The organism is Chryseobacterium indologenes, from assembly GCF_001295265.1.
Lineage (GTDB): Bacteria > Bacteroidota > Bacteroidia > Flavobacteriales > Weeksellaceae > Chryseobacterium > Chryseobacterium indologenes_A.
The window spans coordinates 350,303-374,337 of record NZ_LJOD01000001.1; the positions used below are offsets into that span (position 1 = coordinate 350,303).

The window sequence follows — 24,035 nt, forward strand, 5'->3', positions numbered from 1 at the left end:
TCATTCCAAAATAGAAACTGTTGTTCCTTTTGTATGTGAATTCATCTGCGGTGCATAGTAATTCTGCATTGTGGTAATCCCATTGGAGAACTTCCCTGAAGCATTGGCAACCACATCATATTCAAACACATACTTTCCTTTCAGCATATACTGAATATAGAAGTTAGCAGAGGCATCTTTAGTAGACTGATAATACCCTAAATTATTTTTCCACTGGTATCCGGACAGCACATCTACGGGTTCAAATCCGGCTGCACGCATATCCTTGATATGGATGAACTCCATTGCGCGGTCTGTATTCAGGATCATTCTTACCGTTACCTTATCTCCTACTTTCAGCGGAGTTTCAGAAGAAATTTTCTGAAGTTCTTCGCCATTGACTGTTTTTATCTTTTTGTACAGTTCTTTGGTCACAGAAATGTAACTTTCGGAAGATTTGATCTTATCCAGATCTTCATAATACTGCCAGAACAGTCCTCCCTGAACAATTCCAGGTCCCGGTTTTGTAATGGTAACAGTTGCTAATTTTTTATCTACAGCATCTGTTTTTACGGCAGATTTCACATATCCTGCTGCCTGGGTTTGTGGAGATAGTTCTTTTCCGCCCCAAACGATTGTAGCTTTATCACTTTCGGCACCGGTCCATGATTTTCCAGAGTTCAGGATCGTAAAGATCACTTCTGACGTTCCTCTTGAGCTGCCCCATGAGTTTACTTCTTTCTGGGTTACCAGCCAGATTTTCATCTCTTCAATGAACTTCTGGTCATTAGCCTTCAGCTTATTGAACGCTTCCAAAGCTCCTGCATGGTTCACTACTTTTGATCCGAACCATCCCCAGTCGTTCAGGTTTTGCTTCCAGTAAACGCCCTGTGTTTTGGTATCTGTGGAAGTTTCTTTCAGGTAATTCATCAGTTTATCTGAAACGTCTTTCAAGCCATAATCATTCATCAGCAATGCGGCACGGTGAAGTCCGAAGAAAGTAAAATCTGTGATCTTTGCGGTTTTTGCCTTCTGTTTTACCAATGATTTCAATGTGGCTCCTTTTCCTTTTAAAGGGTATTGACTCTCCCAATAATTTCGGGTATCAAGATAATCCATCGTCCAGTTATTCCATACATTTTCTTTTTTCACATCCCAGTATCTGCTGACTTCATTATCCACATACTGAACCAGTTTTGCAACAAGCTCCTTCTGTTCTGTTCCCTGGTAATCTTTTACATTGTCCTTTAGCCATGAATTGATCTTTCCTAAGTTTTTAAGAATGTATAAAGACGTTCCGTATGAACTAGGGTACCCGGAATACCATGAGAATCCGCCATCAGGGTTCTGCAGTTTTATCAAATCTTTCCAGCTCTGGCTGATGGAGTTTCTCATCATATTCACATCAAACAATAATGCCAATTTCTGCATCTGCTCATTTTCGTCTTTACTTTCCAGCACCCAAGGGGTTTCTTCCAGTAAAAGCTGTTTCAGTTCCTGGTTTTTCTCAAGGTTTGAGTTTAATAATCCTTTGTTCTGGTATTCTTCAAAAACGGTTTTCATTTTTGGATTGGCCCTGAAGATTTCAGAGGCTAAAACATCCGCAAACCATTTGTTGAACACGACATCGGCAGAATTATTCTGATCATTTTTCAGGCTTGGCAACGCAAACATGATCTCCCAGATCGGATTCGTCGTTAGTTCTAATGTGTTAGATACGTTAGAAATTGTTGTTGATGTGGTATTTTTAAGGTTTTCCAGAACAAATGTTTTGGTTTCTCCTTCTTTTACAAAAACAGGAACCGCATCTGTTACCAGCATTCTGTTCGGAAGTACCGCTACTGCCTGCTGCTCACCATCCGAGTAAGCCCCGGCCTTGGCAACCACTTTCATGATGATGGACGAAACATTATCCGGAACCTTCAGCTTCCACGTCAGGGCAGAATTTCCGTTTTCGCTTAAATTAAAGTTCTGAGCTCCTGCATTGATCCCGAATTTTGAAGTAATGTTCTCATTGGTGAAAGCATCCAGAATCTGTAGTTCTGCAGAACCGCTTAATTTTTTATCGGTAAGATTCGATAGTTTAGACTGAAGATTCAGTTCGTCACCCTCTCTCAGGAATCTTGGATAATTAGGGGTTACAGAGAATTCTTTCTGGGTCACCACCTGTTTTTCCAGTACAGCTGCTCTGGCATCTTTCGTATGGGCCAGGAACATCAGCTTCCATTTTGTAAGGGCTTCCGGAGAAGTAAACTCAAAGCTTACGTTTCCTTCGGCGTCGGTTTTCAGATCGGGATAGAAGAAGGCTGTTTCGTTCAGATTCTGACGTACAGGGACTTTTTCCAGCGATTCTTTTTGTTCAGCCTGATCATCAATATCTAATACTCCTTCAGCATCTGCTGCCTGAGCCTCAACTTTCATTGCTTTTTTCTGCCCATATCCCACCATCACAACTTCATCAATGCTTGCTTCTTTAGCAACGGCAGCGGGAGCAGGAACAGGAGCAATTTTGTTACGGGCTAAACGTCCTCCATTTCCAGCTGTGCCATAGGCATAAATATCATTGTCAAACCAGTTAAAGCCCGGAACCTGCACATATTTACCGTTATAGTATTTCAATCTTTTCTGATAATAAGCCTGCTGCAAATAGTCTCCGATTTCATAGGAGGTGATGAGAGTATAAGGCATATAAAGCTTCTGCCAGCTGAAACTGTTAACGGCAAACTGATCCAGCGACATATCATACATATTGGCCAGTACCTCAGCATTTACTTTTTCTTTGTCATTTCCGGAAACTTTTACGCTCCATTTTTCTTTGGAACCGGGTTCCAGCTTATCTCTGAAGGTTATGGTTTCTATTTTCAGAGGCTGTTCCGTATCTTTTATTTTCAGAACTACAGATTTTGTCTGTACATCATTGAATGCAACAATCTGGAACTGAATATTCAACGCTGAAATCCCCTTATCTTTTGGAATGTCTATGGTATATTCCAACACCCCTTTTTTAAGCTTATGAGTTTCTGAAACGGTTTTTCCGGTGCCATCCTGTACAAAAACATTTACCATGGCATCCGGTATTGCAGAATAAACATATATTTTGGCTTTCTCCCCTCTTGAAAATTCGTTTTTAGGTTCAATAATGCTCAGGAATGTCTTCTGTGAAAATTTTAAAGCTCCTTTATCCCAGATGCTGAAGTTCTGGGAAGATTTAATGGTATCTTTTCCTTCGATATTGTACAGTTCCAGCTGGTAATCTCCTGCATCCAGTTTTCCTAAATCCAGTTCTGCTGAAGGCTGTTGCTGTCTTTCCACAATTATTTTCTCTGTTTTCCAGTTTTTTACCTCATCATTTTTGTCGAAAAGATCATGAGGAAACCTGCTGATGAATTCTTCTTTTGAAAATTCCGGAAGATCCTGAACCGCTGACCGGAAGTTCTCCCTGAAAATCCTGTCCGGAGCAGCAAGTTTTGAAAGCTTAACCTGATAAGGTTTTTTCAGATCCTGCTCATTGTAGTTTCTTGTTTCCACTTTCAGTTTTACATTTTCATCACTGAAAGCATTGTTAAGCTCATCCGCTTTTATGTAATGAGAAACTGAAGCTACCTTCAGCTGGGTTTCTGCCGATTGGGTTTCTCCATTGATGTCTGTTACAGAGGCATTGATTTCGTAATTATCAATCTGAATTCCTTCTAAAGTTTCGTCTTTTTTAAGGTCCAGACGGATTACAAACTCTCCTTTTTCATTGGTTCTGGCTTCTCCGAGGATAGAATTTTCATTATCATTTCCGCGTGGATACCACCAGAAATACCGCCATCTGATGTTATGCTTTTTAATTTCATAATTCACGGTAGTATTGCTTAGGGCTACTCCGGAAAACATCATTGCTTTTCCTTTCAGCTCTATGGTCTGTCCGTATTTATATTCATTTTTTACGGGATCAAAAGTCACCTCAAATTTTGGTCTTTTGTATTCTTCTACCCTGAAATCTTTATAGCCTTGGGAACCGGCATCTGTTCTCAGGTAAAAAATACCGTTCAGCTGGCCTTTAGGAAGGATAAAGCTTCCGTGATAGGAACCCAATTCATTGGTGGTAAAATCCTGGGAGGAAACATCCTGGCCGTTAGCATCCTGTAGTGTGATTTTCTGCTTCAGGCCTGCTGTTACGGATTCTGTTTCTTTATCTATTTTTGTATTGATTACTTTAAAATAAACGATCTGTCCCGGTCTGTAGATGGCCCTGTCTGTAAAGATCTGAGCCTGGAGACGAGGCTGTTTATTCGGATTATATTCTTCCGCTGTTCCGTTGTTACCGTATATCTGCATGATCTGGAAATCATTGGTTTTCGGCTGACGGATCAGAAATGTTCTGTAATACGCATTACTGGCTGTGGACGGAAATTTGAAGACTCCGCTTTCATTGGTTTTACCATCAATTTTATTTAATGTTTTATTGGAAACAAATTCATAAAAAGTAAGTCCTTCGTTCGCTGCAGGTTTTCCGTTTTCACTGTTTACCAGTTTCATTTCGTTGGAAAGCTGGTTACGGTCTGTTTTATTCTGATAGATAACCCTGTTTCCGGAAACAAAAAAGTAGAAATTCTGTCTGGAATCATTATCCAATTGAGCGGCTCCCTTCACATGGTATTCAGCAACATAAGCTCCCGCCGGAAGAGGCTTGATCTCCAGGGAAGTTTTATGATTCTGATAATCTCCTGCATTAACGAGCCGGAAAGTTTCTTTTCTTACCAGATTTTTTTTGATCTTTCCGAATGTGTTGTCATAGCTGCTCTGTATATATTGCATGAATGGAAGAAAGTCTTCTTTTACTTCATAAATATTCAGAGAGAATTCGGATACGTTTTTATGTTCTGCAACAATATGAACGGGCAAATTACTCTGGGTTTGCCGCTCATATCTGATGGTAAGCAACGGATTGGTGATCTGGTTTTCCTTATTTTTAATGTTTTCTAGGAAGGGTGATTTCGGGTACTGTTTTTTCGCCTGATCCGCAACAGCCAAAGCTTCTTTTACTTTCTTTTTGACAATAAGCTCATTCATGATCTCTTCCATGATGACTACTTTGTAATCTCCTTCTGTTCCGGATTTCAAAAGATTCTGAAGCTGTTCAAGTTTATCTTTACAGTGGCTGTAATCACAGTTTTCCGTCAGTTTTTCCTTCATGAAATACAGTCTGGGGTTTCCGTTGTTCTGTGCGATAAGTTCATCGAAAACTGCATTAATCTTTATCCTGTTTTCTGCAAGTTCATTTTTTGTAAAAAATCCGTTGTCGGAAAGGAAAGCTATTTTTTTAAGAGAATACCAGTCAAGAAGTGTTGGAAAATAAGCGATATCCTTTGTTCCTGTCAGCATATCCTGATATTTCTGCAGGGCAATCTTTTTCATTTCCTGCTTGCGGTTATCCAGTTCCTGATAGCTTTTGGAGAGATAATTTTTAAAATCCAGCTTACTCCAGGTTTCTATTTGTGACAGGTCCTGTGAATTGATGTTAGTTCTTCCGTTTATTTTCCAGGAGTTCTGACTGTAATAATCATGAAAGAATTCGTTCATCAAAACCCTGAATACAAGCTGCTCTTCACCTTTCAGTTTTGCTTCTGTGGTCTGAAGCTTTTTAAAAAATTGGGAGGCTGTATTATTCTGATCGTCGTCTACAGTCTGGTTTACGATGCTGAATTCCGCTTTCAGGGAACGGATAAGCTGAAGTACATTATTTTCTTTCATAGCCTGGTTTTGGATGTCTAAAATAATGGGAAGATTGGATTTGTACGCTCCTCTGGTGCCGTTGTCCGCAATCTTTTTCCATTGTCCTTCGTAATACTGCTGGGCCTGCATTTTAGGATAAAAGCTAAAACACAGCAACATCATTAATAGTCTGACATTTCTCATCTGTTATATGTTATTTTCTAATTTCTATTTTATCTCTTTTGTTCTGGCATTCATCTGAGGTGCATAATAATTCTGCAGGATGGCAAAGCCGCTGAAGAAATTTCCTGAAGCGTTGCATACCAGATCATATTCAAATACATGTTTTCCTTTCGGCATGCGGTAAATATAGAAGTTGGCAGAAGCATCTTTGACAACCTGATAATATCCCAGATTATTTTTATACTGATAGCCTGAAAGCACATCTACAGGCTCTAATCCTGCTGCTCTCATATCTTTCAGGTGAATATACTGCATCGGACGGTCTGTATTAAGGATCATCCTGACGGTAATGCGGTCTCTTACGATGAGCGGACTATTGCCTGTAATCTTGATCAGCTCTTCCCCGTTCGTGGTTTTTATCTTTTTATAATACTCTCTTGTCATGGAAAGGTAGGTTTCTGTGGATGTTACATTTTCCAGGTTCTCGTAATACTGCCAGAACAATCCATCTTGTGCAATTCCCGGGCCGGATTTTGTTACGGTGAACTCCTACTATATCTTTTACAATCAAAATCCCGGGTAGCTTTATACACCTCAAATTCTGCCTTCAGGGATCTGATCATTTCCGTTGTATTGTTTTCTTCAACGGCTCTATTCTGAATCTCAAGAATAAGAGGCAGATTGGATTTAAAAGTTCCGGCTTTATAGCTTTCTGCAATTTTCCTCCACTGCTCTTGATAAAACTTCTGTGCAAAGGAAAATATACACAAAAAAGTAAAAAAGAGAAGAACACATTTGCAGATGATTTTCATAGGTATTAATTTTGATAAATGAATGTTTTAAAAATACTGAAAAAATACATTATAGACAGCCAGATTTATGTCTCTTTAATGGGAACTTTTTTTGCAGTATTTTTTATGAAAGAGCAAAATACATTCCGCTTTCCATCTGTGCTTCTGATCTTTATCACTTATTTCAGCGGTTATCTTTATACAAAATATCAGTACACCAAGCATTTCCTTAAGATTGTGGCCCTGAATGCTGTTGCCGGAATTGCCTGCGCTTTTCTGATTATTCATAATCACAATGAAATAAGGCTTCTTAAATGGTTCATTATTGTCGTTCTGGGGTTGCTTTACAACAGTTTTTTTCTGGATGTGTATATCCGGAAAATTCCGCTTCTGAAGGTTTTTTATGTAGGATTGGTCTGGGCACTGATGAACTGCTGGCTTACGCTTCCGGAATTCAGCCTTCCTATTTTTCTGGTCAGCTTCTTTTTTATAACAGCATTGGTTCTTCCTTTTGATATACGTGATATGGGTGCTGATACGGTAAAAACCTTTCCCCAGATTATCGGGATTCAGAAAACAAAGTATATTGCGTATGGTCTTGTGCTTATCAGCTGTCTGATTTCGGCTTTTTATCTTAAACCGTTATATGCGGGAGCATTTTTTCTTTCGGGTATTGTGACTTATATTTTTATTTATTTCGCTGAAAATAAACGTGATGACCTTTATTTTTCCTTCGGGGTGGAAACCTGCTCAGCACTTCCTTTTTTATTTTTACTAATAATGGAGTATTTTTGACGAATGATTATCAAGAAGCTTTCTCTTTACAATTTCAAAAACCACTCGGAGAAGAAATTTGAGTTCTCACCACAGATCAACTGTTTTGTAGGAAACAACGGTGCCGGAAAGACCAATATCCTGGACGCCCTGCATTATCTGTCTGTAGGAAAAAGTTTTCTGGGCAATACAGATGTTAACAATATTAAGCAGGAGGAAGATTTTTTCACTATTGATGCTGAAATCCTGAATGAAGACAGCGAGGACCTTATCAAGATCTCCCAGCCCAAAGAAGCCAAAAAGATCATTAAAAAGAATGATAAAAGCTATGACAGGCTCGCGGATCATATCGGTTACCTTCCCAGCGTAATGATCTCTCCTTATGACTCCAACCTGATTTCGGATTCCGGGGAAAGCCGCAGAAAGTTTCTGGATTCTATGATTTCTCAGACAGATTCCGGCTACCTTTTTGACCTGATCCAGTATCAGAAAACGATACAGCAGAGAAACGCCCTGCTTAAATATTTCGCCAAAAACAGAACCTGGGATAAAGATTCACTGGAAATCTATGATGACCCGATCACCCGCTACGGAACTAAAATTTTTAACAAAAGAAAAGATTTTGTAGAGCAGCTGAACCCTATTGTTCAGAACTTCTATCAGATTATTTCGGGAGGAAAGGAAACGGTTTCGGTTATTTATGATTCTCATCTTCTTGAAAGCTCTTTTGAAGAACTTTTAAAGGAAAGTCTTGAAAAAGACCGGATGCTTACTTATACCTCAAAAGGTGTTCACAAAGATGATCTTCTTTTTGAAATGGATCATATTTTAATTAAGAAAACCGGATCGCAGGGACAGCAGAAGTCTTTTCTTATTTCTCTGAAGCTGGCTCAGATGAACCTGATAAAAGAGCTTACCAGGAAAACACCTATCCTTTTACTGGATGATATTTTTGATAAGCTGGATGATACGCGGGTTTCCCAGCTGATTGAACTGGTTAACAAAGAAAGCTTCGGACAGATATTCATTACAGATACGCACAGGGAAAGAACGGAAAGTGTCGTTAAGAAAATTAACGAAGAAAGCATTATTTTTGAGATATGACATCAAAAATCCACATTCTGTTGTTTTCAGTGATTTTTCTGCTTTCTTTCGGACAGAAGAAAAAGAAAGCAAATGTGGATCTGTTATCAGAATATTCTTCTTACCGGGATGGTGATCTCAGAAAGGACTTCAAACCCATTGCCCCTGAAAAGAGAGCGACCAGATTTCCATTTAATAAAGCAACTCAGATAAAGATTATTTCTTATAATCTGAATTTAAAAAGAACGGGCGCCGGTTATACCCCGCCACCGCCACTACCAAAAACAAAGGAAGACTCCATCAACCTTACAAAATATTACGACAGCATTAAAAAAAATGTAAAACTTGAATTGAGGGAAGCTGTTAAGCATTCTGATTTTGAAGATATTCAGGAATCTAAAACCTTAACACGGTCTGAAATTTCTGAGCTCACAGATGTGATTTACAATACCTGCAATAAATATTATATAAGTGTTGTTTCTACAAACGGATGTTTTTTCCCAAGGAATGCCATCCTGTTTTATGATAAGAATGATAAAGTTTTTGCTTATTTTGAAATCTGCTTTGAGTGCTCGGGAATAGTGTCTTCTCCGAAAAATATGCTGGCGCCCATTGAGGCCTGTGAATACCTTTATCCCGAACTGGAAAAGTTTTTTAAAAGCAAGGGGGTAACCACTCAATTTATAGAAAGAAAATAGTATGAAGAAGAAAAAACGTGAATATCAGTCTTCAGAACTTGTGAAATCTTTTGCAAAGATTTATGGTTTTGAAGATAAGCTTGTTGCCTTTGAAATCAAAGATTTTCTGGAAGATTATCTTGATAAAAGTCTTTTCAGTGAAATACGGAGCGTTAATATTGAAGAAAAATGTGTGGTGATTAAAATAGATTCTCCCCTGCTTAAGCATGATTTCCAGATGAGGAAAAGCTTTTATCTTAAAAAGTTCCGGGATAAGTTTGGGGAGGAAAAGTTTAATGATCTTAAGATTTTATAGAACCCTTTTTGCCTGGCTTTACACAGGTTATTATTCAGGATTACAGGTTTTGGCTAAAGATTTATTATTTTGACGGACTTAAATTGAATAAATTCTATCAATCGTACATAATCCCTGCTAATGATAAGATAGAATGAATTACAACTTTCATTATAATTGATGTTTTTTATAACATATTCAACGTTTTTATGGCTTCTTCCGGATCAAAAAACAGTTTTGAATTTTTTACAAATCCATAAGCAGTATCCGTATCCTTATTGATGATATAGCTTATTTTAGCCGGGTTGCTGTCAAAATCTTCATAACAAGGCATAAAATCCTCTAAATATTTGTCTAAATACTGATATTTAAAATCCTTAATATCGATAATTATATGCTTTACCGCAGAAAACCTTAAAAATTTCTTCAAAGCAGCATACATTCTTTTTGTTTCCAATATATCATCATCAAGGTCTTTGGTAGGGCCCGGATAGACTCCTGTTATTTTAAAATAGCCTAATTTATTCTTTTTATCGTGTTTAATTTCAAAGGAAAGGAAATGAGTATGTTCCAGTGCTTCTACAAATTTAGGCTTATAGCGCTGATCATCATATATTCTTATTTTTCCATCATAATATGTTTTTTTCAATAATCCGGAACAATAGTTTAAAGCCTCTAATTCTGTATCAAAAACGTTATTTTCCTCAATGTTGAAGTTCCCTTTTATAAATATAAACCGGTCTTTGCAGATAGAATTTAATCTGAAAGCAGTATTTGTATTATTCTGTAAATCGGAAAAATTAATAATCCTATAAGAAGTAGTATCATCGTAAAACTCTTCATTAAGGTAAAATTTCAGTAACTCTGCCTCCTCCATTGAGTCAATTCTTCCGGTAATATTGATTATGGGAACATAACTGTCACTTTTTGTTAATTTCCAGTAAACAGTGTGGGGTATAAAATGGGTCTTGAGTTCTGTGTATGCTTCCAGTTTCATGTTTCAAAAATAGTAATTCTTACTTCTTATATATTCTGATATCATTTCTTTAAGCTTTTATTTTTCTGAAGGTAAAATAAATACAGCTAAAAAATGTAAATTTATCCGGATGTTTCCGAGTGGAAAAATTAACAGACCAAAAAACTAATAAAAATGAAAGTGACAACAATAATGTACGCTCCAACAGCAGTTACGCAGTTTACCTACAGATTCAATAAAGAAAATAATACCCACATTGAACATACTCATGAGATCATAGAAGGCTCCCCTTTTGTAACGATTGATTTTAAAGAAACCAGCCGGGATTTAGTGTTTCATTATTCTTATGAATTAGGCAGAATTCAGAAATATTTAGCCCAACAAGGAGAAGAATTATTACCCCTAGCAGATTATCCTTTTCCTCCTGAAAAGGAATAGACTGTTTCCGGATGTTAAAATTAATACCAGATATAAAAAGTGGAGAACAGATTTAATTTATATAGTGCAATAAGAGAGAAAAGTAATTACACGGCAGAAGATTTACCCGGTTTTAATGAAACTGAATTCAATAACCTGGTTATCAGAAGCCTTAATCTGGATGATCTGATCTCTGTAAAATCCCGATACAGCCATGTTGAATTTAACGGAACGTCGCTTTATTCTGCATATTTTGTTCAAACGTCATTTCAGGAATGTATATTTCAGAATGTTGATTTTACAAAATCCAACTTAAACAATACCTCATTTACATTATGTTCCTTTATCTCATGTTCTTTTGCCAGTGCTGAAATAATGGGAGCAGAAATTACAGCATGCAGTTTCAGGAAATGTAATTTTAAGGATATTATTTTTTGTGATAATATCATTCATGATACTCAGTTTGAGATCACCGACCATTCTTTTTCTGTTATTAACGATAATACTGAAAAAAATGTAGTGTGGTTATTTGATCAAAAAATATAAAATATTTTTATCAACAGCATAAATCAGAGCATTAAACTCACAAAAGGATCAGATATACAGATCAATAAACATGGAGACTATAAAAATACAGCAGCATCAGCAATGGCTTCACGATAACGGCGGGCAGCAGCTGGATATAGCCGATGAAGATTTTAATGATATCATTTTGAAAAATGAAGATCTAAATACGGCGATTTTCAGTAATACAAAATTTATATCCGGTATTTTCAGAAACCTGAATCTGGGAGGAAGCTCCTTCTTTAACTGTACTTTTTCTTCCGTCAATTTTGAACATTGTTTTTTAAGGAAATGTGAGTTTCATGAATGTACGTTTATAAATTGTATTTTTTCGGAAAATGAAATAACGAAAACTGAATTTTATGATACGGCCATAGAAACCTGTATTTTCAATAAAGTAAAACTGGGATGGAGCTATTTTGGAAATTGTGGCATATCAGATACAACTTTTGAATCAGCAGAATTGGATGGCTTAATGTTTATGGAAAGTCAATTTAAGGCCATTGATTTTAAAAATGCGGAATTCAGTACCGTTTATCCTGTAAAAATTAATGATAACATAAATATTACTACTATTGAGCAGCTGCAGACCGCAATTAAAAAAATCAGTGGATAAGGATGATTAAAAAACCAATAACAGTACAGACTAGCCATGACTTTTGAAGAAATTAAACAACGGATCCTTAATGCAGAGAAACTGCATATAACAAAATTTAAAGAATCATTAAAACAGGCCGGGCTCCCTCATGTATTACAGTACTGCTTTCCCCGTTTTCGTATTAATGATAAAAAGAAAGTGTATAGCTATGATGTAGAACTGCTTTTTGATATAGAATTTAATGAATACCTGTACCGGGAGGGCAAAAACTTAATCAGCGTAAATCCGGAGACAGGAGAAAAAGGAATTGTGATCAATAACTCTTATAAAGGAATTTTAATATATCAGTCAGAATCAGATTTGCTGACCTTGGAAGATCCTGTTATTGTAACAGATTTGCCAGCTACAGAAATCAGAAACATCTTAAAGACTGAAAAATTAGTTATTCAGGACTATTTCAGTCCGCTTTATTATATTGAAGAACCCGTACCTCCTCAAAAACATCCTATGCCGGATAAAACATTAAATCCCGTACAGATGTTTATCAACGGTCAGGAAACTGACTCCCATATGATCTTATACGATGAGTTTTATTACAGAAAATATATTGAAGGTAAAGAGATATATCCTTTTGAACTCTATATTGACCTGAATGATTTTAATGAAAGAATGCAACCTAAATATGCAGAGCTGCTGAATGAATTAATTGCAGATGACCTGCTGGTCAACGAAAACTATGCGCTGGAACTATTTGAAAACCTCACGGAATATCCTTCCTATAAAGATATTCTGAATGATACTCTGGACATGAAAAAAAAGATAAACTTTCTGGATCCATTTCTTATATCTCAGATCTTTAATGAATATTTTTGGAAAAACAATAAAGACAATTGGTGCTGGATCATAAGAGAGGTGCTGTATTTTAATAAAAAAGAAGATAAAATTATGATTAAAGGCAACGTCCAGAGAATAGATTAATTGTACTGTTTGCTTTTATTTTTTTCGCAGCAAAGCTACTTATCAAATGATTATAAGCCTTTAAAAATTTAAATAAAGCGGATTGTTCTTAACACCTTAATCTGTACTTTTATCCCTCTATATTAAAAAAGTCATGCCCCTCAACGGAAATACCCTCAGCTGCCACGTTTTCACCGGATAAATATGCGTTTGTTCATTTGCTTAAAAGGGTTCTATATTTTAGGTTAAATTTGAATTATATATTGTCCGGGCAATTAGTATCAAAAAAGAAATACAAACCCGGATGTATTAATAGAATGAAGTTCAGCCGTATCGGGCTATTTGGACGGATGACTGTTACTGTAAAATAGAATCTGCGGTAATGAATAAGTTGAAGCTTTCAGAATTTACAGCATATCACCAGATAACTGAAAAGAATAATCATATTTTTGAAAATAAAACCCAAATAACAACCATTTTAACCTTTAAACCATGAAAAAAACAGTATTCATTTGTTGTCTTTTATTCGGTCTGTCTATGGCAAGTGCACAGACTATAGAATCGGGAAGCCACAGCACAACGGGCTATATCAAAAGTGACGGTACCATAGAAAACAGCAGCCGTTCAACCGTTGGTTACATTAAAAGCGACGGTACTATTGAAAACAAAAGCCGCAGCACCATCGGTTACATCAAAAGTGACGGTACTATAGAAAACCAAAGTCGCTCTACCGTAGGATATGTTAAAAAAGACGGTACGGTAGAAAACAGCAGCCGTTCAACCATTGGTTACATCAAAGATGACGGAACCGTAGAAAACAGCAGCCGCAGCACAATTGGCTATGCCAGAGGTGTTAAAAAAGAATGGGCAGCGGTCGTGTATTTCTTTTTCAAAATGAATTAATTATCCAACCTGTAGGAAGGCTGCATCCTGTTAAGAATGCGGGCTGGCCTTCGGATTAAATCAGATATAAAAAGCGGCAGATATTTCCATATTTGCCGTTTTGTGATCTCAACAGGATTCAAACCTGCAGACTAAAACTATAGAAATGCAATATTTCTCCATTGAATAAGCTTAACATTAAACAGAATTTTGTAAGTTAGACTGGTGAAAAATGAACCAATGAATGAAAGTCGATTTTTATAAACCCCAAAACAGTATCCTGAAAAATTATATTGAGGGGTATTATTTTATGGCTGACGATCAAGGTTCAAATCCTACACAATATCTTACTTTTCCCAACAATTTCTGCATCTTATCCACCACTTACAATTCGGACACAATTCTCGAAGAAAACAGGATTACAGTTACCCCTTCCATCCAAAATAAAGTTCTGGCAGATCTGGTTTTCCGCTATAATTATCCCATTGAGGTTTTTTGCGAAAATCCAATCAATGAGATTACACTGTATTTTAAGCCCCTCGGATTAAATCATTTTGTGAGCGATGCAGAAAAAATATTTGCTGATCGAAAAAACATTACAGATTATATTCCTTTTCCCGATTTTAAGGATACCATGAAACAAATTTTAAATAACCAAAACCGGGAAGAACAAATTGAATTACTGGAAGACTATTGGATTTCAAAACTCCGGGCAAAAGATCTATCCTTAATGGAACAGATATTATCGGATGTTGAAAAGGATATGAAAATCGAAGAAATTGCAGATAAATATAACCTGTCGAGGCAGTACATCAACAAACTGTTTATTAAAAATATAGGAAAAACTTCATCTGAATACAGGAAAATTCACCGTTTCAGAAATACTCTGATCAGCCGGAAGAAGAGCAAAAACCTTACAGATTTATCTTACGGAAATCTCTTTTTCGACCAATCTCATTTCATCAGGGATTTTAAGGAGCTGACCCATATAAAGCCAAGCGCATTTTTCAAAAACGTTGACACAAGCAGGGAGAACATCTGGCTTTTTATATAGAAAGGCCGGATACTTTAGTCAGAAGTATTGATTGTTACTTATAAGCTCCTTTAAAAAGGTGAAACAGTTTGTTGATGATCTTTATTGTTTCCCTTTCCACTCCTCAGCCTCAAACCTATAAAATCTCTAATGCTGATTTTCAGATTTATTGGAAACCGTACTGTTCATCAGGTCATCTGCTTTTTTATCTAATCCGGAACGAAGCGGAATGAAAAATTTGAACGGATGCTTGATGAAATACCTGAAAATTTCTTTATAGATCTCGCTTACCTGCCCGAAATTCATTTTTCTTGACCTGAACGCCAGGAACATGGATAACGAAAAGCTTACCAGGAAGTTGAAGAATCCAATCAGGAACACCGTGATAAAAGAAATCCAGAAAGTGTAGGAATCTACTGAGAAGTCTTTACCATAAAGTCCTAATGCAAAATTTCCGGCTGCAAACGTAATGTGCCTGATGTCAAGATCAAGCCCGAAGAACAGTCCGATGGGTGCTGTTGCCCCCAGAAATACCCCGAACCAGAAGTTGGAAACAATACCCGGCCAGTTTTTAGCATAATATTTAGAAAGTCCTTTGGCAAACTTTTTACCGAAAAAGTTCCTGATAGAAAGGTTTTTGGCAATTCTTTCGGGAATCTGGTAAAATACGGAGTTGTTCCCGATATTTCCGGAAATAATCCCTGAGATAAAAAGATAGAATCCAGCTATGGACGCATGTAAAATAGCTTTTGACTTAAACGGATCCAGATCTTTTAATAATTTATCCGACCGTTCAACAGCAAGATTTTGTGAAAAAAATACATCCAATCCATAAATGATGGCGAGAGCAATCGGGAATGAAAGCAGTACATTTCCTACGAAAGCAATGAACTGGCTTCTGAACAGTTTGGATACAAGATGGGCGAATTCGGTATTATTTCTTTTATTATTGGCTTCTTCAGACAGCACTTTCGTCATGGTAGCGGCAGTCATTGCAGGCTGTTTCGTTGCCAGGGTAAAGCCCATCAGATAAATCATAACGAATCCCATCGCGTAGTTCATAGAATATAAAAACGCATGGGAGAAGTCGCTTCCCGGAATATAGCCGTAAAGCATTTTCAGGACACAGAGCGCTCCTACAATAATCCCTCCGCCACTTGCCTTGTAGAACATCGTCATATATTCTTTCCTTGTGGAAGTGATATAATGCGTACCTGTTTCTGCGGTATGGTTGGTAATAAGGTGCGAGATCAGACGTGTACTGTCGTTGATCAGATCTGCAATATTATTTTTGTGGGATTTATAATTCAGGATATTGAAGATCAGCTGTTTTGATTTAATCATTACATCTGCTTCGCTATCAATCACCAGAAGCTGCACTATTTCATAAATCCTTTCGGTCTGCTGTCGGATTTTTAACAGAGACTGATTGATTTTGCCTGATATCCCGTATTTATCTGAGTTTTTAAAGGCAATATTAACGAATTCAAGACACTGCTCTGCATATATTTTAATCTGCTTGTAGCGGCTGTCTCTGGAATGCAGCTGAAGCTCCGGGTCTTTTCTCAGATCTTCTGCCAATGTTTCCAGCTCGTTCTGCAAGGCCAGAAAAGGGTTATCCAGATTTCTGTATTGAGGCGCCATTCTTACAACCTCCACTTCCATAGCCATACCCGTAACCCTCCATGAAAGGATGTTCATTGAGAAAATCAGTTCTTTTTTTACATTAGGCCTGATGATAAAATCGGAAGCCCCCAGAAGTGTAAGAAACTCGTCAATCTCATTTTCAGGAAGATTATGAAGATATTTCAGGTCTTTTTTAGGCCTTAAGCTTACATTATCAATCATGTACCACACTGTTTTTTCATTTTCAACAGGCGGCAGCAGCTTATTCAGGATTCTTTTTTTAAGCTCGGGAAAGAAAGCATTTTCTGAGAGAATATTAGCTTCAGTCAGTGAAAGATTGAAAGGTCTCCCTCTAAATATATTATGAATATAATGTTTAAAGTTTTCAGCAAAAACGGGATTGTTCCTTAAAAAATTAAGAACATCCGTAAAATCAGCTCTTTTAATACTCTCCAGGAACTCTGCAAAGGGCTCCAGAGAAAGGGTCTCATTCTTAAACGAGAAGTATTTTTTAAGAACAGATTCAAAATTTGCGCTGGAATTAAAGAATTTCATTAGTACAAAGATACTATTTCAAACTCACATTCCTCATTTGTCTCATGATCCAATTGTGCTTCTTTCTTAAATAAGGAGATGGATTCTTGGGATCATACTTCTTGGGATTAGGCAATACCGCGGCAATCCATGCAGCATCTGAAGCGCTGAGATCTTTGGAAGGTTTTCCAAAATAATATTGAGCGGCAGCTTCCACACCAAATACTCCCTGCCCCATTTCAATGGAGTTCAGGTATCTTTCAAGGATAATATCTTTACCCCATGCTTTTTCTATGATAAAAGTGTAAATGGCTTCCAATCCTTTTCTCAGCCAGCTTCTCCCCTGCCACAGGAAAACATTTTTTGCGGTCTGCTGGGAAATGGTGCTTCCTCCTCTGATCTTTTTTCCCTTTTCATTGTATTTCATTGCCTTTTCTATAGCAGTATAATCAAACCCATCATGATTAAAGAACTTCTGATCTTCGGAAGCAATAACAGCTTTTTTCACGTTATTTCCCATTTCATCATAGGAAATATAATCCCGGTGCAGTTTTCCGTATTCAAAAAGGCCTCCTATCTGAGTGATGGTAATAGGCGGATTGAAAAATCTACCCCAAATGATAAAAACTACATTCAGGACAAGAACGATGAAGATCAGCTGTTTAATTTTTTTCCACATAGCTTTTCGTAAAATGAAATGCAAAAATACGCAAATGTCCGGATTTTATTGCAGTTCTTTCATGTAGGTAAGCTGATAATCCTGTAAAATTTCAGGATGGAAGATTTTAATATAATCTTTAAGCACCAGATCTGCTCTTACCACACCGCTTTCAAAGAAATCATTGGCTTTCTGCTTCTCCTTCCCTGCTATGGTGTAGATCCTGCCTTTGTTAAATACGTCCAGCTTTTCATAAAAAGGATTGATATTCAGCATTTCCTTTTTAGAAGTGTGGCTTCCTGCATTTACCCAGTACTGTACGCCGCCGGACTTGGCATATACTTCCTCAAATCCCATTGTTAAGGCTTTTTCATCTTTATTCTCTTTCATGATATAACTGGCGCCGGCATCTGCAATATAATGAGCTACCGACGTATTCCCGCCCGGAAGATACCAGACGTCACCGTACATTTCATTGGCCAGAACAACAGGCTTTTCTTTTGCTTTCTGTGCAAGCTGCTTCAGATCATTATAATTTTTTTCAATCTCTTTATATTTAGTTTCAGCTTCTTTTTCTTTTCCTAAAAATTCCCCGAAAAGTTTAATGTAAGCTGTTTTCTCAAGAGGCTTCTGTTCCATATACTCATCCAGAAATACGACCTGAATTCCGTTGTTCTTCAAAAGTTCGTACGTATTATCAAAGCTTGCGATATGATTGGTAAAAATAGCATCCGGCTTCATGGAAATAATTTTTTCCACGTCATATTTCTGCTCATTCCCTACATTCTTGATTTTTCCTTCTTTAAGAAGGTTCAGAATTTTCTCAGAATAGATATATTCCGGACTGGATATTCCGATGATGAGATTTTCAGCTCCAAGTTCTGAAATATACCCGGCCATACTTGCATTTAACAGAATAATTCTCTTAAACGGAGTCTGATTTTTCTTAAAATTATAGGTAAAATTCCCTGATTTCAGCTCTAAGGTTCCGTTATTCTCTTTAAACCGGGTACGTTCTGAGATTTTGGTCCAGTCTGAGGACAAAATTTTTGTTTCTCTCTTACAGGCAATTAGCGAAAAAACCGTTAATAAAAGTAAAATTCTCTGTTTCATCTTTCAAAGAAAAGAAAAAAGTCCTATATTTGCAACCGTTAAATAACAAGATAACACAAGGCCTCGTGGCGCAACTGAATAGCGCATCTGATTACGGCTCAGAAGGTTACAGGTTTGAATCCTGTCGAGGTCACAAGACCGACATTTGAAGATTTCACTCTTCGATGTCGGTTTTTTTTATTTCCTAATCCGTTGTTATACTAGTAGATACACTGAGCAACAATATTCATTTTAGGTGTTTGAAAACTTTTGCCGTCAAATTCGGCTTTTTGGGGAAATATCAAACACCCAATCGTTCTTTTTGTTTGAAGACCTCCCTGTTGAAACAGGTTTACAAGTTTTTGTTTAAATCATATATAATCTAAAAGGAATGGTTGAGTACAAATCGTCCTTTGGCATTTCCTTCTAAAATTGTAGTAAGAACATCAGGCAGTTCTTCTATAGAAATTTCTTTCACTATTTCTTTTAAATATGTCGGCTTCCATTCATGTGCCAGTAAATTCCATATTTCCTCTTTAAATTCTAAAGGCTGTTCAACGGAATCTATCCCTATAAGTTTTACTCCCCTTAAAATGAATGGGAAAATACTTGTTGAAATTTCAGCAGAAGCCACATTTCCACAAGTTGTAACAGCTCCGTTATATTTCAACGATTTTAATATACCTGATAAAATGCTTCCACCCACCGTGTCTATTCCTCCTGAATAATCAGCTTTAGACATCGCTTTTTGATCATAGGTCTCAATAAATTCCTTTCTAGAAATAATTGAGCTCGCTCCTAATATCTGATTAATAAACTGGTATTCCTCTTTTCCTGATATTGCGACCACTTCATATCCCAGTTTTGAGAGTATTGCAATGGAAATGCTTCCTACACCACCCGTAGCACCACTAACAACTATTGTTCCTTGCTCTTTTTCAATACCGGAATGTATGAGATTGTAAACTGACAAACCTGCTGTAAGTCCCGCAGTTCCAAAACACATTGCCTCAAAAAGGGAAAGACCGTCTGGTAGTTTAATTACCCAATTAGCAGGTACACTCACAAACTCACCAAAACCTCCCCAGGTATTCATACCCAAATCATATCCGGTAACTATTACATTATCTCCCTTAGTGAAGCAGCCAGAAGTTGAGGATACGACCTGACCTGCTGCATCTATTCCCGGTATGTGAGGAAATTTTCTTGTAACACCTTTATTCCCTGAGGCTGACAAAGCGTCTTTAAAGTTTACAGATGAATAAGCAACTTTTATCAGGACTTCATTCTTGGGGATTTCCGTCATAGAAATTTGCTCTACATTTGCATTAAAAACACCATTGGTCTCTCTTGCCATTAACGCTTTAAACTGATGTATCATAATAATATTTTTTGTAAATTTGAGGAATAAATGATTATTAAACAATAACTTACATTTTATTTATATACTGAAATAAAGTGCAGTTTTGCTGATAATCAAACATATAAAACTATGCAGGAAGTAGAAAAAATTGAAACGGTTTGCCCTTCTGATGTTTTCTTACAAGTAATAAAGGGTAAATGCAAAACCACGTTAATAGTACTTATCAAAAAGGGGCGTAATCGTTTTTCAGAGATGAATAAAACATTGCCTACTATTAGTGAAAGGATGCTGGCAAAGCAATTAGATGAACTTGAAAAAGATGGTATAATTACCCGGAAAGTGTTTGCTGAAGTTCCACTAAGGGTAGAGTATTATTTAACAGAATATGGAGACAGCCTATATCCTATTATCAATGATATGAGAAAATGGGGATACCGACATCTTGAAATAAAAAAAATACAACAAGAACATATTTTGTAAATTATTCGATTGTTTACTAAGAAATTGCTTTCCTGTCCAGATGACATCTATGCCGAGAAAAGGCTTCAAGTATAGTAAAAGTAAATGGTGGGGATAAATTTTTGATTTAAAGCACCTACAAAACTCATTGAATTGGAATTTTTTTTAGCCTGGAGACTTTCAAGGGGACATTCATTAGAAATATTCCGTCGGATTTCAAATGGCAATTCACAGCTGTACAGAGCTATAGTCTGTCCTTTCTTAAAGAACACTTCCTTCTTCTGATCCCGTTGATCAGAACTGACTACGATTTTTTATTCTACCTTGAACAATCCTGTTCCTGCCAATTCTGTTAATCCGAAAACTAATCTCTCTTCTATTCACAGAACTTTTGGTCAATATTGAACTACAATTTAGCATTACAAAATAAAGGTACGAGTAGAAAAATCACATGAGATTATTAAAGAATTAAAAAAATTTAAAATTCTTTTTGACGAATATGTTGATAAAGATAATCCTTCAACTTCAGGGTTATCATTGGGTACGAAATAAATGATATTCAGTTTTTCTTCGTTGGTGCCAAAATCAGAGTTGATATTCATTCTGGAAAATGACTGATTCATTGTAGATTCAATATTCTTCTGCTGGGGAACCAAATCATCTGGGGACAATAGGTCAATAAATAAGTGATAGAGTGCAGATTTTTAAGAATTTCATAGAATTTTAATTACTGACTTATATTTTAGTAAGTGGTTAACAATATTAAATTAAATACACAGAACACGATAAGTTAATACGTAGTTTATATCTGAATAGTGTTATCTACACAATAAAGATTTTTTTCCATTTAGCCACAGTATTCCTACTTAATTTAAAATGCGTTGCCAGTTGCTTATTATTGAGTTTATTCTTCTTTTGATATGCCAAAATATATGTTATATCAGGGGCGCTAAATGAACGGTTTTTCAGGCTATCTTTTTCATAACCAAAAATAATCGTGTTGATTTTAATTACATCTAAAGAAGTTACCACATTCTTTTGGAAAAAGAATTCACACTGCTTCATTTTCTCTGGACTCTTGGTTTGAATATAATCAAAGTAAATCTTTTGATAATCAGGTCTCTTCATCATATTTATTTTATAACTTTTAATTTGAATATTTTTCTATCCATTTATAAAGTGTTGTTTTAGGGATGCCATAATCGTCAAGAACCTGTTTTTTAGTTTTTTCACCGTTTCTGATCATTTCCAATATAAACTCTATGATTTCTTTACTGTAAATATTCTTTCTGAAACGTGGGAGTAGAGCTCCATCACCAGATTTATTTGACGCCCCTGAAGATGGCGGGGAAAATAAAATGATATGATGTGAATAGATTCTAAAAAAATCATACTCCAGCAGTTTACACCATCGTATAAGAACTTCTGTATCCAGACTTTTTTCTTTGTACATCTGTTCAATATCTTTTGGGTCTACATCAAAGAATTTTATTATACGTGACATTGCTATATTGCATTCCAAAACACGGGTCTTTATTAGATACCCAATATGTATATCCTTAAAATTCATACAGAATTAATTATTTAGCAAAACCCAACCTGTTGATTTACAGCCGTAAAAATTATCCTCAACAAAAATAATCTGGCCTCTGTTATTATTATCACATATATTACCGGATAATGTAGCAGACTGTGCGCCCATCTTTATACCTCCATTAACCTGAAGCTTTGCATTACTTGTGTTAGTATGAAAACTGTCAATATCTATTCCAACCTGTCCGTTTTTAAGTACTGTGAAAGCATCACTTCTGGTAACCTCGAAGTTACCAACAGTTAAAAATATGTTGTCATAATTATAATTTCGAGTTGCTTTTCCATTTCCAAGATTAAATAAACGATCTTTAGAATTAGCCGGATCACTTAGTACTCCTGCTGAATACCCTGAATATGTATAGGCATCAGGATATTGAGGTGTATAAAGAGTTCCGAAAAGACCCAACGAGACTTCACCTACCGACTGAGCTGCGTTACCTATCCCCCCTGCAATAGAATAACTTCCTGCTGATGCATTTCCTCTTCCCCCAAGTACAGAACCATAATGTGCATTAATAATTTTGTTGAACTGCCCACCTACTATCACTCCATTTCCTGCCCCATCTGGATAGTTAAGATGAGAACCAGCCAATTTTATTAAATTTCTATCACCACCTCCAATAAAGGAATCATAAGCATTAATTTCATTACCCGAGCCTCCAGCAATGTTGTTGTTAGAGAGCCACACCTGGTCATATGGTACATCACCAGGTTTGATTTTATTAGCAACTCCTCCAGAAATAGTATTACTCCGTCCTTCAGTTATTAAGTTACCACTGCCACCTACTATTGAATTATGATTCGAATAGACACTACCTGTTATTTTATTAGATCCCCCACCTAGTATGCTATTATTTACCCCGGTAAAAGTTGTGGGATTTAAATTTGGAGTGCCACTATAGGTAATCTCATTATTAATACCGGTCAAAATTGATGAGTTAGCCGCAGTATTTACCTTATTGTTTGTGCCTCCTAATATACTAGAATTGTCTCCTTGTGCATAATTAAGCTTTCCGAAAGCTAGAGAATTAGTTTGTGTTGCCTGTGATTCTTCCCCAAATGCAAAAGAATTTATTCCTACAGACCTGGTTTTCTTTCCTCCAGCAAAAGTTGAAGTACCTCCAGCTTCAGTATTAGTACCTAATGTTGTGGAAGCATTTCCTCGTGAAATAGTATTAAGACCTGCAGCAAAAGAATAATCACCAGTAGCACCATTAGGCGCATAAAGTTGATCACTAAATGAAATATCAACTGCATTATTACCAATAGCCCCATATTTTTGAATATCTGCATCAATAAATCTTATCCCGGACTTTCCAGCCTGGATAATTCTTTCAAATGCAGTAGGTTCCATTCTTCTCCAATACTGCTGAAAGGGACTAGATCCATTATAAGTGTAGCGGTAGAATCCCGGCTCTGTAATTTTGCTGGTAACAAAAGTTGAGTGAGAAGGTGTATCTGTTGCAAATACAATTAAGGAATGTTGTTCACTGCCAAGCTTATTCTGAGTTGTCATTGCAAAAATTTCAGCAGATGTGAGTCTTGGCACCAGCAACCCCTTTGCTGTAGCACTACTTTGTGCAACAATGTCCAAACTTGCCTGTGGGTTAGATGTGTTAATACCAATCTGACCGGATAAGCTCGTTATACAAAACAAGCAGAGTGAAACATAATTTTTTTTCATTTTTTTATATTAAATACTATATTATTCTATGAGAAATCAGGATTTATCATTCTTGATTTGAAAGTGGCAGTTGGATGAGGAAAAACCTTTGACATATGGATTATAAAAATTTATATC

At 36.5% G+C, this 24,035-nt stretch carries 22 protein-coding genes and 1 tRNA gene; 12 read left to right on the forward strand and 11 right to left on the reverse strand.

The window, feature by feature from the left end:
* The 3 genes from AOB46_RS01555 to AOB46_RS01565 are packed head-to-tail and all read right to left on the reverse strand — an operon-like array spanning position 1 to position 6,674.
* Complete coding sequence (locus AOB46_RS01555) at positions 1 to 5,883, reverse strand: alpha-2-macroglobulin family protein (protein ID WP_062696282.1); 5,883 nt, start codon at positions 5,881 to 5,883, stop codon at positions 1 to 3.
* 24 nt (positions 5,884 to 5,907) lie between these two features.
* A complete protein-coding gene (locus AOB46_RS01560; RefSeq protein WP_062696283.1) occupies positions 5,908 to 6,366 on the reverse strand; it encodes a hypothetical protein in 459 nt (152 codons plus the stop codon).
* A 32-nt stretch (positions 6,367 to 6,398) separates the two neighbouring features.
* Complete coding sequence (locus AOB46_RS01565) at positions 6,399 to 6,674, reverse strand: hypothetical protein (RefSeq protein ID WP_062696284.1); 276 nt, start codon at positions 6,672 to 6,674, stop codon at positions 6,399 to 6,401.
* Positions 6,675 to 6,692: 18 nt separating this feature from the next.
* Between AOB46_RS01565 and AOB46_RS01570 the strand changes: the two genes are divergently transcribed.
* The 4 genes from AOB46_RS01570 to AOB46_RS01585 are packed head-to-tail and all read left to right on the forward strand — an operon-like array spanning position 6,693 to position 9,503.
* The gene (locus AOB46_RS01570) at positions 6,693 to 7,448 is read left to right on the forward strand and encodes a hypothetical protein (RefSeq protein ID WP_062696285.1); all 756 of its coding nucleotides are present in this window, start codon (positions 6,693 to 6,695) and stop codon (positions 7,446 to 7,448) included.
* A gap of 3 nt (positions 7,449 to 7,451) precedes the next feature.
* Positions 7,452 to 8,531 carry a DNA replication/repair protein RecF gene (gene recF / locus AOB46_RS01575; RefSeq protein ID WP_062696286.1) on the forward strand — a complete coding sequence of 360 codons (1,080 nt, stop codon included), beginning with the start codon at positions 7,452 to 7,454 and terminating at the stop codon, positions 8,529 to 8,531.
* The gene (locus tag AOB46_RS01580) at positions 8,528 to 9,208 is read left to right on the forward strand and encodes a hypothetical protein (RefSeq protein WP_062696287.1); all 681 of its coding nucleotides are present in this window, start codon (positions 8,528 to 8,530) and stop codon (positions 9,206 to 9,208) included. The genes recF and AOB46_RS01580 overlap by 4 nt, the downstream gene beginning before the upstream one ends.
* A 1-nt stretch (position 9,209) precedes the next feature.
* Positions 9,210 to 9,503, forward strand: coding sequence for a hypothetical protein (locus AOB46_RS01585; RefSeq protein ID WP_062696288.1), 294 nt, complete (start codon positions 9,210 to 9,212; stop codon positions 9,501 to 9,503).
* 166 nt (positions 9,504 to 9,669) lie between these two features.
* On the opposite strand, the gene AOB46_RS01590 is transcribed toward AOB46_RS01585, so the two are convergent.
* On the reverse strand, positions 9,670 to 10,479 hold the full coding sequence (locus tag AOB46_RS01590; RefSeq protein WP_062696289.1) for a hypothetical protein: 810 nt from the start codon (positions 10,477 to 10,479) through the stop codon (positions 9,670 to 9,672).
* Between the two features lie 153 nt (positions 10,480 to 10,632).
* On the opposite strand from AOB46_RS01590, the gene AOB46_RS01595 reads away from it, so the two are divergent.
* The 6 genes from AOB46_RS01595 to AOB46_RS01620 all read left to right on the forward strand — a co-directional run bounded on the left by AOB46_RS01595 (position 10,633) and on the right by AOB46_RS01620 (position 14,930).
* Positions 10,633 to 10,896 (forward strand): hypothetical protein, encoded by a 264-nt coding sequence (locus tag AOB46_RS01595; RefSeq protein WP_062696290.1) that lies wholly within the window; start codon positions 10,633 to 10,635, stop codon positions 10,894 to 10,896.
* Positions 10,897 to 10,935: 39 nt separating this feature from the next.
* On the forward strand, positions 10,936 to 11,421 hold the full coding sequence (locus AOB46_RS01600) for a pentapeptide repeat-containing protein (RefSeq protein ID WP_062696291.1): 486 nt from the start codon (positions 10,936 to 10,938) through the stop codon (positions 11,419 to 11,421).
* Between the two features lie 70 nt (positions 11,422 to 11,491).
* Positions 11,492 to 12,055, forward strand: coding sequence for a pentapeptide repeat-containing protein (locus tag AOB46_RS01605; RefSeq protein ID WP_062696292.1), 564 nt, complete (start codon positions 11,492 to 11,494; stop codon positions 12,053 to 12,055).
* A 36-nt stretch (positions 12,056 to 12,091) separates the two neighbouring features.
* A complete protein-coding gene (locus AOB46_RS01610; RefSeq protein WP_062696293.1) occupies positions 12,092 to 13,015 on the forward strand; it encodes a hypothetical protein in 924 nt (307 codons plus the stop codon).
* 471 nt (positions 13,016 to 13,486) lie between these two features.
* On the forward strand, positions 13,487 to 13,897 hold the full coding sequence (locus AOB46_RS01615) for a 5-fold beta-flower protein (RefSeq protein WP_062696294.1): 411 nt from the start codon (positions 13,487 to 13,489) through the stop codon (positions 13,895 to 13,897).
* A gap of 223 nt (positions 13,898 to 14,120) precedes the next feature.
* Positions 14,121 to 14,930, forward strand: coding sequence for a helix-turn-helix domain-containing protein (locus AOB46_RS01620; RefSeq protein ID WP_062696295.1), 810 nt, complete (start codon positions 14,121 to 14,123; stop codon positions 14,928 to 14,930).
* A 126-nt stretch (positions 14,931 to 15,056) separates the two neighbouring features.
* Here the strand turns inward: AOB46_RS01620 and AOB46_RS01625 are convergent, their stop codons facing one another.
* Genes AOB46_RS01625 through AOB46_RS01635 form a run of 3 tightly spaced genes read right to left on the reverse strand, consistent with a single transcriptional unit; the run spans position 15,057 to position 18,840 of the window.
* Complete coding sequence (locus AOB46_RS01625) at positions 15,057 to 17,090, reverse strand: recombinase (RefSeq protein WP_062696296.1); 2,034 nt, start codon at positions 17,088 to 17,090, stop codon at positions 15,057 to 15,059.
* A gap of 13 nt (positions 17,091 to 17,103) precedes the next feature.
* Positions 17,104 to 17,748: a monofunctional biosynthetic peptidoglycan transglycosylase gene (gene mtgA, locus AOB46_RS01630; RefSeq protein ID WP_062696297.1), complete on the reverse strand. Its 645-nt coding sequence runs from the start codon at positions 17,746 to 17,748 to the stop codon at positions 17,104 to 17,106.
* Positions 17,749 to 17,793: 45 nt separating this feature from the next.
* Positions 17,794 to 18,840 carry an ABC transporter substrate-binding protein gene (locus AOB46_RS01635; RefSeq protein ID WP_062696298.1) on the reverse strand — a complete coding sequence of 349 codons (1,047 nt, stop codon included), beginning with the start codon at positions 18,838 to 18,840 and terminating at the stop codon, positions 17,794 to 17,796.
* 59 nt (positions 18,841 to 18,899) lie between these two features.
* Between AOB46_RS01635 and AOB46_RS01640 the strand changes: the two genes are divergently transcribed.
* Positions 18,900 to 18,973, forward strand: a tRNA-Arg gene (locus AOB46_RS01640).
* A 228-nt stretch (positions 18,974 to 19,201) separates the two neighbouring features.
* Here the strand turns inward: AOB46_RS01640 and AOB46_RS01645 are convergent.
* On the reverse strand, positions 19,202 to 20,200 hold the full coding sequence (locus tag AOB46_RS01645; protein WP_185113837.1) for a YhdH/YhfP family quinone oxidoreductase: 999 nt from the start codon (positions 20,198 to 20,200) through the stop codon (positions 19,202 to 19,204).
* A gap of 111 nt (positions 20,201 to 20,311) precedes the next feature.
* Here AOB46_RS01645 and AOB46_RS01650 point away from each other — a divergent pair, with 111 nt between their 5' ends.
* Positions 20,312 to 20,662, forward strand: coding sequence for a winged helix-turn-helix transcriptional regulator (locus tag AOB46_RS01650; RefSeq protein WP_062696299.1), 351 nt, complete (start codon positions 20,312 to 20,314; stop codon positions 20,660 to 20,662).
* 801 nt (positions 20,663 to 21,463) lie between these two features.
* Here AOB46_RS01650 and AOB46_RS01660 read toward each other — a convergent pair.
* The 3 genes from AOB46_RS01660 to AOB46_RS01670 all read right to left on the reverse strand — a co-directional run bounded on the left by AOB46_RS01660 (position 21,464) and on the right by AOB46_RS01670 (position 23,918).
* Positions 21,464 to 21,772 carry a hypothetical protein gene (locus tag AOB46_RS01660; RefSeq protein ID WP_062696301.1) on the reverse strand — a complete coding sequence of 103 codons (309 nt, stop codon included), beginning with the start codon at positions 21,770 to 21,772 and terminating at the stop codon, positions 21,464 to 21,466.
* A gap of 16 nt (positions 21,773 to 21,788) precedes the next feature.
* The gene (locus tag AOB46_RS01665; RefSeq protein ID WP_316934271.1) at positions 21,789 to 22,145 is read right to left on the reverse strand and encodes a transposase; all 357 of its coding nucleotides are present in this window, start codon (positions 22,143 to 22,145) and stop codon (positions 21,789 to 21,791) included.
* Positions 22,146 to 22,217: 72 nt separating this feature from the next.
* Positions 22,218 to 23,918, reverse strand: a complete 1,701-nt coding sequence (locus AOB46_RS01670) for a hypothetical protein (protein WP_062696303.1) — start codon at positions 23,916 to 23,918, stop codon at positions 22,218 to 22,220.
* Positions 23,919 to 24,035 lie beyond the last annotated feature (117 nt).